The 14,744-nt window shown below is 34.0% G+C and carries 10 protein-coding genes; all 10 read right to left on the reverse strand.

What is annotated here, in order from left to right:
- Nucleotides 1-38: 38 nt before the first annotated feature.
- Entirely contained in the window at nucleotides 39-677 is a 639-nt protein-coding gene (locus DMR38_RS10990) for a cyclodeaminase/cyclohydrolase family protein (RefSeq protein WP_127721363.1), read from the reverse strand.
- Nucleotides 678-714: 37 nt separating this feature from the next.
- Nucleotides 715-1,968, reverse strand: a complete 1,254-nt coding sequence (gene hutI / locus DMR38_RS10995) for an imidazolonepropionase (RefSeq protein ID WP_127721364.1) — start codon at nucleotides 1,966-1,968, stop codon at nucleotides 715-717.
- A gap of 72 nt (nucleotides 1,969-2,040) precedes the next feature.
- Entirely contained in the window at nucleotides 2,041-3,336 is a 1,296-nt protein-coding gene (gene larA / locus DMR38_RS11000; RefSeq protein WP_127721365.1) for a nickel-dependent lactate racemase, read from the reverse strand.
- A gap of 77 nt (nucleotides 3,337-3,413) precedes the next feature.
- Nucleotides 3,414-3,827: a DUF126 domain-containing protein gene (locus DMR38_RS11005; protein ID WP_127721366.1), complete on the reverse strand. Its 414-nt coding sequence runs from the start codon at nucleotides 3,825-3,827 to the stop codon at nucleotides 3,414-3,416.
- Nucleotides 3,827-5,032, reverse strand: a complete 1,206-nt coding sequence (locus DMR38_RS11010) for an aconitase X catalytic domain-containing protein (RefSeq protein ID WP_127721367.1) — start codon at nucleotides 5,030-5,032, stop codon at nucleotides 3,827-3,829. Before DMR38_RS11010 ends, DMR38_RS11005 begins: the two co-directional genes overlap by 1 nt.
- 116 nt (nucleotides 5,033-5,148) lie before the next feature.
- Nucleotides 5,149-6,498, reverse strand: coding sequence for a cytosine permease (locus DMR38_RS11015; RefSeq protein ID WP_127721368.1), 1,350 nt, complete (start codon nucleotides 6,496-6,498; stop codon nucleotides 5,149-5,151).
- A gap of 131 nt (nucleotides 6,499-6,629) precedes the next feature.
- Nucleotides 6,630-8,657: a urocanate hydratase gene (locus tag DMR38_RS11020; RefSeq protein ID WP_127721369.1), complete on the reverse strand. Its 2,028-nt coding sequence runs from the start codon at nucleotides 8,655-8,657 to the stop codon at nucleotides 6,630-6,632.
- A gap of 331 nt (nucleotides 8,658-8,988) precedes the next feature.
- Complete coding sequence (locus DMR38_RS11025; protein WP_127721370.1) at nucleotides 8,989-10,392, reverse strand: amino acid permease; 1,404 nt, start codon at nucleotides 10,390-10,392, stop codon at nucleotides 8,989-8,991.
- Between the two features lie 555 nt (nucleotides 10,393-10,947).
- Nucleotides 10,948-12,471, reverse strand: coding sequence for a histidine ammonia-lyase (hutH, locus tag DMR38_RS11030; protein ID WP_127721371.1), 1,524 nt, complete (start codon nucleotides 12,469-12,471; stop codon nucleotides 10,948-10,950).
- Between the two features lie 145 nt (nucleotides 12,472-12,616).
- Nucleotides 12,617-14,644: a urocanate hydratase gene (locus DMR38_RS11035; protein WP_127721372.1), complete on the reverse strand. Its 2,028-nt coding sequence runs from the start codon at nucleotides 14,642-14,644 to the stop codon at nucleotides 12,617-12,619.
- Nucleotides 14,645-14,744 lie beyond the last annotated feature (100 nt).

Raw genomic sequence — 14,744 nt, forward strand, 5'->3', positions numbered from 1 at the left:
TCAATACATTTCATCATAAAATTATTGTAAATTACTATTTATTTTAATTTTTCATCTATAATTTCCATAATTTCTTTCTTTTTACCAGTGCTTTTTTTCAACAGCTTGCTGCATTCATCCATCATTTTTTTCTTATAAACTTCATCTTTGATACCCTGAATGTTTATCTTTACATTAAGTAAAGCTCCTTCTATTGCCGTCTCTGTCAATGAAGCTGCAACACCAGCATCTGAAATTGCATTTTTGTTTCCATAATTTACTGCTATTTCTATGTAAGAATACAGTTTGTAAGCACTTTTAGCTACTTCAAAAGGTATATTTTGTGCATTTTCATTACCTTTTTTTATAGCTTCTTTTCTAACCTTTATTTCTTCTTCTGTTTTTTTAGGCATCTTGTATGCCTTCATCACAGATAAAAAAGCATCTGTGTCTTTTTCCATAAAATTCAAGAAATCTTTTTTACACAAGGTTACTTCCTCTAAGGAAGTATCAATATTCTTTTTTATAGAATCATCATATTCTAAATATTCCTTCTTACCTATAGTCAAATTAAACACCATACTTGCTAGAGCACCAGCCATACTTGCTGAAAGAGCAGCAATGCTTCCACCACCTGGTGCTGGTGAATTAGAACCCAATTCTTCTATAAAATCTTTTAATTTTAAATCTTGCAGCATATTTTCTCCCCCTAAAATAAAATATCTACTCCATTTTCTAATACACTAATTGTCCATTTTTCACTACAACTGTGCCATTCTTTACTACGGTATCTACTGCATTTACACCAAAATGATAGATTAAATAATCTAGGTTTTTGGCATTAAATATAGATATATCGGCTTTTTTGCCTTTTTCTATACTCCCTATTTCTTTCTCTCTTGAAATTGCAGTTGCTGCATTTATTGTCATTGCATTTATTATTTCTTCTGGCAGCATCTTAAGTCCAAAGCATGCAAAAGTCATTGTGCTTTGAAGAGACTCTGTAGGAGAAGTACCTGGATTGCAGTCTGTAGCTAGTGCAACTATTACTCCTTCTTCTATCATCTTTCTTGCTCTTGCAAATTTATTTAACATCAAATAAAAAGAAGTCGTAGGTAAAAGTACTGCAACTACTTTGTTATCTGCCAGTGACTTTATTCCTTCATCAGAAGCTGACACTAAATGCTCTGCAGACACTGCCTTAATTTCACCTGCAAGTTCTGCTGCTGATATGGATTCTACTTCATCTGCATGAATTTTAGCCTTAAATCCAGCTTTCTTTCCTGCTTCTAAAATTTTTCTTGCTTCCTCAACCGAAAATACACCTTTTTCGCAAAAACAATCAATAAATTCTGCTAGATTTTGTTCTTTAACATAGGGAATTACCTTATTTATTATAAGGTCTATGTATCCATCCCTGTTATCTTTAAATTCCTCTGGAACTGCATGGGCACCTAAATAAGTAGAAACTATGCTAATTGGATGCTGTTCATTTAAGTTTTTATTTACATTTAGCATTTTTATTTCATTCTCAAAATCAAGTCCATAACCTGACTTACTTTCAACAGTAGTTGTTCCGTGTAAGAGCATTAAGTCCAATCTACTTTTAGTTTCACTTTCGATATCCTTAATGGAAGTATTTCTAACACTGTTTACAGTGCTTAATATTCCACCTCCAGCTTTAAGTATATCTATATACTTTACATTCTTAAGTTTTAAAGATAGCTCAAATTCTCTGGATCCTGCATATACTACATGGGTATGGCTGTCTACAAGTCCTGGAGTCACTGTTTTACCCTTACCATCTATTACAACTTCATAGTCATTTAAATACTTTTTGTATCCATCTCCACTGCCAACATCTACTATTGTATCATTTTCTGTAATTATATATCCATTTTTAATTACTTGTGCATCTTTCAATTTTTCCTTTGTTTTTGGATAACTGCCAGCACAAGTTACCAGGCAGTCTATATTTTTAATTATCATTCTAATTCCTCCCCAAATAAAAATTTAATTAATATGCTAAGTTCCTATATGTAATTTCTAATTTTAAAAAATTTAATGGAAATTGGAACAAGGCAAGCAGTCTCCACCCCTAGGTAAAATTCCAATTTTAAAATTAGGATTTTCCTTTAAAGCATAATCAACAGCTTTTTGAAGGGTTTCAAATTTCTTATAACCAAGAATTGAAATTTCTTCATCAGATAGTCCTTCTGTTACAATAAGTACTTTAGCTTTTTCTCTAATTCGTGCATTGGACATGGCAATATCTGCTGCTACTAAATCACAAGTTTCGTCTTCCAATGAAGTTTTTCTGGCAATAATTTCTGCTTCTTTATAAGAAACCTTTGCCCATTCTCTCAATTTGGGATGATTATGTTCCATACCTTCATAACATGGTGCAGCAAAAATAATATATCCTCCCTGTTTGACACAAAAATATGCAGATACCAACCCTTTTTCAGCTTGCCAGTAATCAATATCACAAGGACTTGAGCTTACTACCACAATATCAGCTAATTCTGAAATTTTAGTACCATAAACTTCTGCTGATAGCTTTACTCCTTCCCTATGTGCTTTTACAAAGTCTCCAGTAAAGATATCAACTATTTCTCCTTCTGGTGTCATAACTACATTGACAATAAAATTTAATCCTACTTTTCTTGCCACTTCTTCTATACCTTTCCTGCAAATATTATCCGTAACATTTCCAAGAGGAATTTCTTTCATCAATGCCCCAGAAATATGAGTAGCTGCTGTAGTTACAGCTCCACATATTCCAGGTTGTACAATTTTAGCACCACCTGAAAATCCAGCATCTGAATGTGGAATTATATTTCCAAGTCCAATTATATAATCTACTTCTTGAACTTTTTTATTTACGCTAACTGGAAATTTAAAGCCATCGATTTCAACCATTCCTAAATCCACAAGGGCATTTTTATCAGTAACGTCATGTTGGTAAATTTTAATATTGTCAAAAATCTCTTTTCCAACCTTTTCAATAATTTCTTTTTCTGTCATAATACGGTGAGTTCCATTAGCTACCATTATCTCAATATTGTTTAATGTTACTCCTACATTTGTAGTTATATACTCTATTAAAATAGGAAGCATTTTACTTATAGGGGTACTTCTTGTATTATCGTCAATTAATATCAACACTTTACTGTCTTTTTCCATTTCATCCTTTAATGCCCTACAGCCGATAGGATTGTCCAATCTTTCAAACATCCTCTTCTTTAAGCTTTTTAAAGGAGTGAATTTTTTCATCACTCCTTTAAAAATAAGTGATGAAGCTTGTATTTTAGCATGTATATATGTGTCACCATAGGGCAATGATATATTTGTCATGTTTTCTTGCACGATATGTTCACCTTCTCACCTTAGGTATTTTCTTTCAAATGCCTTATTATAAATGTTTTAAATTTTTATTTCTCTACAACAGTAACTTCTCCAGTATTTGTATCAACTCTTATAGTATCACCATCTTTTATGATACTATAAAAATCTTCACAAACTCTGTCCACCATAGGTATTTCCATTATAATAGAACTAGCTACAAGAACAGTTTCTGGATTTTGTATAATCATTGCTTTTGGCGCATTATTGTTCATGTTCAGCTGATATAATCCGTCTGCCTGAACAACCGAACTTCCTTTACCTCCGGGAAATATGAGAATTTTATTTGATACACTTTTTCCTTCCAGGGAATGTCCCTTTTCAATTACTGTGCCAGTTTTAGGATCAATTAAATAAAACATGATGTCATCTGTAGAAATGAGTGCTTCTCCTTCTACTACACCTTCAGATATCTTATGACAGGAAAATACTTTATTATTCATTATTCTATATCTCCTTTCAATGCAGATTCAACACAAGTTTCTAAATCACGAATGATAAAATTAATTCCTCTACGTTTTGGATAATATGCACATTTAGGAGAATCCGTTACCCCTATTTTACCTTTTAAATGATGCCAACAAGGCTGATCAGGACATGTGTCTGAAACTATATCTCCGCCAGCATCTTGAATTATCTGGGTAAATCCCATTCTTTCAGACATTTCCTTAGTATAACTTGAAGTCAAAATCCACATAGGAACGGCTAATTTTTTGCCTTTTACTATTTTAGCAATCTGCTCAACTTGGCTTATTGTAAAATGAGGACACCCAAACATGGCAAAATCAATCTTTCTATTTCCACTGCAGGATATCTGCTTTAAAATATCTTGCAAATCTTCATCAGTTATTATTACTTTTCTCTTTGGCTCCTTCCCACCAAAAGCTTTTTCTATAGTTTGTGCTTCAGGAGTTACACCAACTACATGATACATGCCATATGCTCCTGAAGTATTTAGCTGTGCACCTAAATTCATAAAAGCTTCCGGTGTAATTGTCTTTGGCAGTCCTGTAAATACAGGGATTCCATTACCTATTTTTTTTCCCATATAGCCTAAGAGCTGGTATTCAAAATCCGATTTCATATCTGCCTGAACTTCTACTAAAATATCACCTTTTCGGTTTTCATCTAAAAGTAATCCATACTCTGGAACAAATCCCGTTATGGCAGCACATAATGCACTTTGAGCAGCCTCTCTATTGCTTCTTGCACCCCAAACAGAATTTACATAAGGAGTTGCACTGGATTCAGAATAAGCTATAACTTCTCCATAATGTGGAACATTGCTCCCTAAATAAGGTGTACAATTATATGAAAGCACGGCACCTAATTTTTTATATGCATCATTAGTTCTCTGCATAAATGCAGCGTCTTTCTCAGTAACCATTTTTTTATTCTTAAAATAAGAAAGACAAAATCCAGGGTTTACTGTTGGAGGAACTACAAAATGAGCACCTGCATTCAACATCTTTTCAGCAAACCAAAGATCTGCTTCCTGATTGCTAAGTGCCACATGTGCTCTAGTTATAGGTACCATACGTTTGGCATAAAAAGACTCCCCAATTGCAACCTGAATCTTCATTGCCAAGGAAACTCCTTTTCCATATTTTCCTTGTAGCATGTCCTGTTGTTTTTTTGTTAAATCCATAATTTTCCTCCTAACTATTATATTTCGCAGCATATGTTAAAACTAATTAACACATACTGCGAAAATGAATATCATAAGAAATTATTGCAATTATATTAATTTAAACTTTTACTTTTTTAAAGACCAGTTTCCCTTAATTTCTTCTTCATTGGGAAATAATAAAGGAAACAAGGTATTACGAGACCTAAAACCCATGAAATATCAGCACCACCTAATGCATTACAAAGTGGTCCAACATAAAATGTAGTATTGACAAATGGTATTTCAACTAAAACTGCAATTACATAAGCTACCATAGTAATCCAATTTACCCTACCATATTTACCATCTAAATCAAACATATCTTTTACACTGTATTTGCCATCTCTTAACAAATAAAAATCAATAAGGTTGATTGCTGTCCAAGGAATTAAGAAATAGCAGATAAACAATATGAAACTTTTAAATAGTGAAATAAAACTTCCTTGTCCTAATATTTCTATTACTGACGCAATAGCTACTATGCAGGCAATAAATACGCCGCGGACTGCAGGTGTAACTTTCATTTTTAGAAATGGTTCTACTGTTGTAGTAGTTGACATAAATGCTCCATATAAATTAAAAGAATTTATTGAAATTTGTCCCAAAATAATGATAATATATATTCCGATTGCAAATGCACCAAATAATTTAGCCAAATTTGGCCCTGAAGCATCCAAAAATTTTGAATTAGCAGCTACTAAAAATGATCCTAAAATCATCATCCAAACTGAAGCACATACTGAACCTGCATAGGTATACCAAAAAGTTGCCTTTTCAGATGTATCCTCTGGAAGATATCTTGAATAATCAGCTACATAAGGTGCATAGGCTATTTGCCAGGTGGCAGTAATTGACACTGCAAGTAGAAATACAGCTAAATTAAAATTTCCTGGATTCCAAGATCCTGCTGGTACTGCTGTATTGAACACTACAAATGTAACAAATATATATACAGCTAAAAAAACCCAAGATAAAACCTTCTGCATTCTTTGTATTAAATCATGACCATATAATGTTACAATAAAAACTACTAAATTTATTATCAATATGGAAGCAGTTATAGGAATTGAAAACGCACCATTTATGGTCTGGGCAGCAAGTAAACTACTCGTTGAAAAGAAACCCAAATACATAAAAATTACTATGATTAAAGGAACAATAGCACCAATAATGCCAAATTGTGCACGACTTTGAATCATCTGAGGTATTCCTAGTATTGGACCTTGAGCTGAATGCAGAGCCATAAAAACTGCCCCAATTAAATTACCAAGTAAGATAGCAACAACACTCCAAAATAAGTTCAAACCTGAAACTACACATAGTGCACCAGTAACAAGTGTGGTAATATGCATATTTCCACCAAACCAAATAGAAAACAAATCACTAGGTTTTCCATGTCTTTCTTCTCTAGGTACCCATTCTATACTTCTTGTTTCTATTTTCAATATAATCACCCCTTCATCCTCATTGTTTTTTTCTGATATAGGTTGTAGAAATTTCTCCACAACTTATATCAGTTTTTATTATATTAAATGAAAATTTCTCACATTTAATATTTCGTTAGCATATAATTTCATTACTTTTTAAAATACTTGCTTACTTCTTCTTTTACATCTTCTTCGTTTGCTAAATATGGAAGGGTTACATGGTCTGTTCCCTTATTGTTTTTATTAAATTCTACTACTGTTTCAATGGCATGCTCGTTTCTTGCCCAGGAACGTCTTGAAACTCCACTCATTACATCCCAGCTTAATGCTGATTTTATTATCTCATCTGCTTTATAGCTTCCATCAAGCACAAGTCCAAAACCTCCATTTATAGACTTTCCTACTCCAACTCCGCCTCCATTGTGCAGTGCAACCAGGCTCATTCCCCTTGCTGCATTTCCTGCATAACACTGGACAGCCATATCTGCCATTACATTACTTCCATCTTTAATATTTGAAGTCTCTCTAAATGGAGAGTCTGTTCCACTTACATCATGGTGGTCTCTTCCCATCATTACAGGTCCAATTTCACCCTTTCTTACCATTTCATTAAACTTAAGTGCAATCTTTATTCTTCCAGTTGCATCCTGGTATAGTATCCTTGCCTGGGTTCCAACTACCAGCTCATTCTTTTCTGCATCCCTTATCCAGTTATAGTTATCTCTATCCTGGTACCTTCTGTTTGGATCTATACATTCCATGGCAGCTTTATCTGTTTTTATTAAATCTTCACTCTTTCCACTTAAACATACCCATCTAAATGGTCCATATCCATAATCAAAAAGTTGTGGTCCCATTATATCCTCTACATAGGAAGGGAATATGAATCCATCCTTTTCATCTATTCCGTTTTTGGATATTTCTTTAACTCCTGCATCATATACTGCTTTCATAAAGGAATTTCCATAGTCAAAGAAATATGTTCCCTTATCTACAAGGGCTTTTATCAATTCAAAATGTCTTCTCAAACTCTTGTCTACTAATTTATCAAATTTTTCCCTGTCTTCTGCAAGAAGTCTTGTCCTTTCTTCAAAGCTAATTCCCTGAGGACAGTATCCTCCTTCATATACAGCATGACAGGATGTCTGGTCTGACAGTAATTCTACTTTTATATTATTTTTAACTACATATTCCAGCAAGTCCACTATGTTTCCATGGTATGCAATGGACATAGGTTCTTTTTTCTCCATGTACTCCTTTGCAACCTTAAATATCCTATCAAGATCAGAGGAGCATTCCTTCACCCATCCCTGGTTAAGTCTTGTGTCAATTCTTGACTGGTCTACTTCTGCTATTATACCTACCCCATTTGCTATTTCTATAGCTTTTGGCTGGGCTCCACTCATTCCTCCAAGACCTGAAGTTATAAATAGATGGCCTCTCAAGTCTCCATCATTTGGAATACCAAGCTTCATTCTTCCTGCATTTAACAATGTATTAAACGTTCCATGAACTATTCCCTGAGGTCCTATATACATCCATCCTCCTGCTGTCATCTGTCCATAGTTTGCTACTCCCATTTCTTCTGCTATTTCCCAATCCTTTGGATTGTCAAACATTCCAACCATCATGGCATTTGTTATTATTACCCTAGGTGCTTCCGGTTTTGACTTAAATAATCCAAGGGGATGTCCTGATTCAACTACCAAAGTTTGGTCCTGTGTCATAATCTCCAAATATTTTTTTATAAGCCTGTACTGCATCCAGTTCTGGCATACGCTTCCTGTTTCTCCGTAAGTAACTAATTCATAAGGATATAAAGCTACCTCAAAATCAAGATTATTATCTATCATTACCTGAAAAGCTTTCCCCTCTGTACACTTTCCCTTATACTCGTCTATAGGTTTTCCATGTATTCTTCCTTCAGGCCTGAATCTATAGCCATAAATTCTTCCCCTTGTAGTAAGTTCTTCTAGAAATTCTGGTATTAATTGTTTATGATATTCTGGTGGGATATACCTAAGTGCATTTTTCAAAGCAATTTCCGTCTGGGATTGTGTCAAATTGAATCCCCTGTCCGGTGCCCTCCTGATGCCCTCCACGAATTTTGGCATTTCAGGTAATTCATTATCTAGTTTTACAGTCATAGCCTCACCGACGTCAATATTTTTGATCATAATGTGCCCTCCCATGTTATTTATAATAATTTATAATTTTATACAGCGCAAGATATATTTTATATAAATTCAATTCATTAAACATTGAAAATTATTTAAATATAATTAAATATATCTTTATTTACATAATAAGAGGATTGCGTCGTTTGAAAGTCAATTTTAGTATAAATTAAAAATAATTAAACTTTATGCATAATTATTTTATAGACGCTTCATAATTATTGTATTTTTGTAAAAAAAAGATACATTTTATCGCTTATAAAATGTATCTTTCTCTTCCCTATTTAATTATACATTGCAAAACTTTGTTTATACCTTAGAAATTTATCCCCTAATTTTTATCTTCAATACAATTATGCTTTTCATCATTTAGTATGCTGTGTCTCATTCCATAAATAAAGTATACTAACAAACCTACTCCAGTCCATATAGCAAACCTAATCCACGTAACACCTGGTAAACTTATCATAAGATATAAACAACATAGCACTGTTATTATTGGTATAAATGGAACTCCCGGACATTTAAATTTTCTTTCAACATTAGGCAAAGTCTTTCTGAGAACAATTACTCCTATAGACACAAACAAGAAAGCCGACAATGTACCAATATTGCATAAATCAATAATTACATCAAGTGGGAAAAGTCCACATATAATAGCTGTTATAACTCCTGTTATTATAGTACACATACCTGGCGTACTATGTTTTTTGTTTACACTAGAAAATGTTTTAGGCAGTAATCCATCTCTTGCCATAACCATAAATATCCTAACCTGTCCATATAATATTACAAGAATTGTAGAAATCATTCCAACAACTGCACCTACACCAACTAGTGCAGAGCCCCAATTGATTCCCACTCTAGCTAAAGCAGCTGGAAGTGCGTTAGTTATATCTATAGCTTTAAATGGAACCATTCCTGTAAGTACGCATGCAACAGCTACATATAATACAATAGTTACACCTAAACAAATAGCCAGCCCAATAGGCACGTCTCTCTTAGGATTTGCTGTTTCTTCTGCAGCAGTAGATACTGAATCAAAACCTATAAATGCAAAAAATATAATTGCAGCACCGGACATTACGCCTTTCATTCCGTATGGTGCAAAAGGATGATAATTTGCAGGATTTATATGAGTTACGCCAATAAATATGAATATAAGTATTACAGCTACTTTTATAGCAACTATAATATTGTTTACTTTAGTACTTTGGGTTACACCAATATATAATAGCCATGTTATAGCAGCGACAACTAAAACAGAAGGTAAGTCAACAATTCCACCTTTAAGTGGAGACGCAGTAAGTGACGCAGGTAAATTAATACCACAAGATTTTAAAACCCCCACAAAAGTACCTGACCATCCTGAAGCAACTGCTGCTCCAGAAACAAGATATTCAAGCATTAAGTTCCATCCAATAATCCAGGCTATAATTTCACCAAAGGCAACATAGCAGTAGGAATAAGTGCTTCCAGCAACAGGAAACATGGTAGCAAGTTCTGAATAAGTAAGTCCACAAAATCCACTTGTAATAGCAGCTATTATAAATGACATTATAACCGCAGGTCCTGCTATATGAGCCCCTTGTCCTGCAGAAACAAAAACCCCACTACCTACTACAGATCCAATACCTAAGCATGCTAAATCCATATAATTTAGTTCTTTTTTAAGTCCACTCTTTTTTACGGAAATACTAAAATCTTCCACGGTTTTTTTTCTAAATAAATTCATATCTAATCCCCCCATATGATTAGTTTAGTAGTTAATCGTATTTTCAATAATCAAAACGCCTAAGATAAAAGTAGTAACTAAAAATAACACTTTAATAATTATTTTATTAATTGAATAACTTTCTTTAAATTTAAGGGACTAGCTATATTTTTAGTGCTAAAAATATCATATTTTGTGAAACGTTTACATTTATAAAAATAATAGTTTTTGATATTATAACATATAAAAGCATAATTTATATAAGGTACTTGATTTATAGCTGGACGCAAAACAAACTTTATATTGATTTTAATGCCAGCTATAAATACCTAGTCCCAATTTATTTTATCCGATGGCTACCAACCGTAATCCCCCCATGGCACACAGCCAAAGCGACTATCACCAAATCAAAGATTTGGGATATCTGCTTTTCTTATAAAGTGGGGGATAACGGCTGCTGCGCCCCTGAATAACGATTTTCCCTAAAGGATAACGCCTTCTAAGTGCTAAAGCACTAAGAATCCTGTTAATAAGTTTCAGATGGTAAAAAAACTCACCTGAAATCAAGAACTCTGTTTATATTCCTAATTTTACTTTTTCTTCAACTGCTTTTAGAAGTTCTCCACTTGTTATAATCTCATCACATTTTTCCAATTCTTTGTACATAATCTTGTCCTTTTCTATAAAACTTACTTTACTTCTTACTACATTATATGCTTCTTGAGTGCCCTTACCTAACTTAAGTCCATCTCTAAAATCTATAGCCTGACAAGCAGCCATAAGTTCTGTTGCGACTACTCTTGTTGCATTATTTATAATTTGCAAACTCTTTCTTGCTGCAATAGTACCCATACTTACATGATCTTCTTGGTTAGCTGATGAAGAAATAGAATCTACACTAGCTGGATGTGCAAGCACCTTGTTTTCTGATACCAACGCTGCTGCTGCATACTGTGTAATCATAAATCCTGAATTAAGCCCACCATTTTTTGCCAAGAACGGAGGTAAATCATTCAATTGGTAATTTACTAATCTTTCTAGTCTTCTTTCTGATATGTTAGCAACTTCTGACATGGCAATTCCAAGAAAATCAAAACTTAAAGCCATAGGCTGCCCATGGAAATTTCCTCCTGATATTACATCTGCATTGTCAAATATAATAGGATTATCTGTAACAGAATTTATCTCTATTTCTACTTTATCTTTAACATAATTTACAGCATCTTTGCTAGCACCATGAACTTGTGGTATACATCTTAAAGTGTAAGCATCCTGTACTCTTAGGTCACCTTGATTAGTCATAAAAGAACTGTCTTCTGTTAAATCAATTATATTTTTAGCCGTTTGGATTTGACCTTTATGTGGTCTTAACATATGTGTCCTTAAGTCAAAAGCATCTCTTATTCCTCTCAAAGCTTCTACAGTAAGTGCTGCTGTAATATCACTAACCTTTAAAAGATTTATAGCTTTATACAAAGCTAATGACCCCACTGCAGTCATTACCTGAGTTCCATTTATAAGAGCTAAACCTTCTTTAGCAACAAGTTCTACTGTAGGTATTCCTGCCTTTTCCATAGCTTCCTTTCCAGGTAAAATTTCACCTTGAAACTCAGCTTCTCCTTCGCCAAGCATAGGCAATACCATATGTGCTAGAGGAGCTAAATCTCCCGATGCTCCTAAGGAACCTTTTTCAGGTATACATGGATGCACACCTTTATTTAACATATCTAAGAGAGTTTCAAAAACACTAAGTCTTATTCCTGAATATCCTTTAACTAGGTTATTTGCTCTCAATAACATTATTGTCCTTACTACTTCTTTGGGAAAGTTTCGTCCAACACCACAGGCATGAGACATTATTAAGTTTTTCTGAAGTGTTTTACATTCTTCCCCTGTTATAGTTACATCTGAAAACTTTCCAAATCCTGTAGTAATACCATATTTTATATCATTTCTCTCAACTATACCATCTACTACTTTTCTTGATTTTTTAATTTTTTCTTTAGCTTCTTCTGTAGCAGAAACCTTATATCCGTTGTATGCAACATTTACAATATCATCTATAGTAAGATTTTCTCCATTTAAATTAACAGTTTTCATATCTTATATTACCTCCTAATGTCATTATGTCAATTTATTTTCTATAACTTTCTGTTTTTTATCTTTACTTTTTAACATGCTAGTTGTCCATTTTGTACTACAATTGTACCATTCTTTACTACAGTATCCAATGTGTTTAATTCCCTTACTTTCGAAAATACTTGCTTACTGCTTCTTTTACATCTTCTTCATTTGCTAAATATGGAAGGGTTACATGGTCTGTTCCCTTATTGTTTTTATTAAATTCTACTACTGTTTCAATGGCATGCTCGTTCCTTGCCCAGGAACGTCTTGAAACTCCACTCATTACATCCCAGCTTAATGCTGATTTTATTATCTCATCTGCTTTATAGCTTCCATCAAGTACAAGTCCAAAACCTCCATTTATAGACTTTCCTACTCCAACTCCGCCTCCATTGTGCAGTGCAACCAGGCTCATTCCCCTTGCTGCATTTCCTGCATAACACTGGACAGCCATATCTGCCATTACATTACTTCCATCTTTAATATTTGAAGTCTCTCTAAATGGAGAGTCTGTTCCACTTACATCATGGTGGTCTCTTCCCATCATTACAGGTCCAATTTCACCCTTTCTTACCATTTCATTAAACTTAAGTGCAATCTTTATTCTTCCAGTTGCATCCTGGTATAGTATCCTTGCCTGGGTTCCAACTACCAGCTCATTCTTTTCTGCATCCCTTATCCAGTTATAGTTATCTCTATCCTGGTACCTTCTGTTTGGATCTATACATTCCATGGCAGCTTTATCTGTTTTTATTAAATCTTCACTCTTTCCACTTAAACATACCCATCTAAATGGTCCATATCCATAATCAAAAAGTTGTGGTCCCATTATATCCTCTACATAGGAAGGGAATATGAATCCATCCTTTTCATCTATTCCGTTTTTGGATATTTCTTTAACTCCTGCATCATATACTGCTTTCATAAAGGAATTTCCATAGTCAAAGAAATATGTTCCCTTATCTACAAGGGCTTTTATCAATTCAAAATGTCTTCTCAAACTCTTGTCTACTAATTTATCAAATTTTTCCCTGTCTTCTGCAAGAAGTCTTGTCCTTTCTTCAAAGCTAATTCCCTGAGGACAGTATCCTCCTTCATATACAGCATGACAGGATGTCTGGTCTGACAGTAATTCTACTTTTATATTATTTTTAACTACATATTCCAGCAAGTCCACTATGTTTCCATGGTATGCAATGGACATAGGTTCTTTTTTCTCCATGTACTCCTTTGCAACCTTAAATATCCTATCAAGATCAGAGGAGCATTCCTTCACCCATCCCTGGTTAAGTCTTGTGTCAATTCTTGACTGGTCTACTTCTGCTATTATACCTACCCCATTTGCTATTTCTATAGCTTTTGGCTGGGCTCCACTCATTCCTCCAAGACCTGAAGTTATAAATAGATGGCCTCTCAAGTCTCCATCATTTGGAATACCAAGCTTCATTCTTCCTGCATTTAACAATGTATTAAACGTTCCATGAACTATTCCCTGAGGTCCTATATACATCCATCCTCCTGCTGTCATCTGTCCATAGTTTGCTACTCCCATTTCTTCTGCTATTTCCCAATCCTTTGGATTGTCAAACATTCCAACCATCATGGCATTTGTTATTATTACCCTAGGTGCTTCCGGTTTTGACTTAAATAATCCAAGGGGATGTCCTGATTCAACTACCAAAGTTTGGTCCTGTGTCATAATCTCCAAATATTTTTTTATAAGCCTGTACTGCATCCAGTTCTGGCATACGCTTCCTGTTTCTCCGTAAGTAACTAATTCATAAGGATATAAAGCTACCTCAAAATCAAGATTATTATCTATCATTACCTGAAAAGCTTTCCCCTCTGTACACTTTCCCTTATACTCGTCTATAGGTTTTCCATGTATTCTTCCTTCAGGCCTGAATCTATAGCCATAAATTCTTCCCCTTGTAGTAAGTTCTTCTAGAAATTCTGGTATTAATTGTTTATGATATTCTGGTGGGATATACCTAAGTGCATTTTTCAAAGCAATTTCCGTCTGGGATTGTGTCAAATTGAATCCCCTGTCCGGTGCCCTCCTGATGCCCTCCACGAATTTTGGCATTTCAGGTAATTCATTATCTAGTTTTACAGTCATAGCTTCACTAACATCAATATTTTTGATCATAATGTGCCCTCCCATGTTATCTATAAATAATTTCATTATATTTAAATTATTTCTAATATACAGAATATAATGAAATATCTGTTTGATTATATAGTAAAAC

The sequence above is a fragment of the Clostridium sp. AWRP genome, assembly GCF_004006395.2.
Lineage (GTDB): Bacteria > Bacillota > Clostridia > Clostridiales > Clostridiaceae > Clostridium_B.

What these genes read in the sequence shown, in the direction of transcription:
- hutI (WP_127721364.1), bottom strand. Translation starts at nt 1,968, where the DNA reads ATGATAATTAAAAATATAGACTGCCTGGTAACTTGTGCTGGCAGTTAT.
- DMR38_RS10990 (WP_127721363.1), bottom strand. Translation starts at nt 677, where the DNA reads ATGCTGCAAGATTTAAAATTAAAAGATTTTATAGAAGAATTGGGTTCT.
- DMR38_RS11020 (WP_127721369.1), bottom strand. Translation starts at nt 8,657, where the DNA reads ATGATCAAAAATATTGACGTCGGTGAGGCTATGACTGTAAAACTAGAT.
- DMR38_RS11010 (WP_127721367.1), bottom strand. Translation starts at nt 5,032, where the DNA reads ATGGATTTAACAAAAAAACAACAGGACATGCTACAAGGAAAATATGGA.
- DMR38_RS11035 (WP_127721372.1), bottom strand. Translation starts at nt 14,644, where the DNA reads ATGATCAAAAATATTGATGTTAGTGAAGCTATGACTGTAAAACTAGAT.
- DMR38_RS11025 (WP_127721370.1), bottom strand. Translation starts at nt 10,392, where the DNA reads ATGAATTTATTTAGAAAAAAAACCGTGGAAGATTTTAGTATTTCCGTA.
- hutH (WP_127721371.1), bottom strand. Translation starts at nt 12,471, where the DNA reads ATGAAAACTGTTAATTTAAATGGAGAAAATCTTACTATAGATGATATT.
- larA (WP_127721365.1), bottom strand. Translation starts at nt 3,336, where the DNA reads ATGACAAATATATCATTGCCCTATGGTGACACATATATACATGCTAAA.
- DMR38_RS11005 (WP_127721366.1), bottom strand. Translation starts at nt 3,827, where the DNA reads ATGAATAATAAAGTATTTTCCTGTCATAAGATATCTGAAGGTGTAGTA.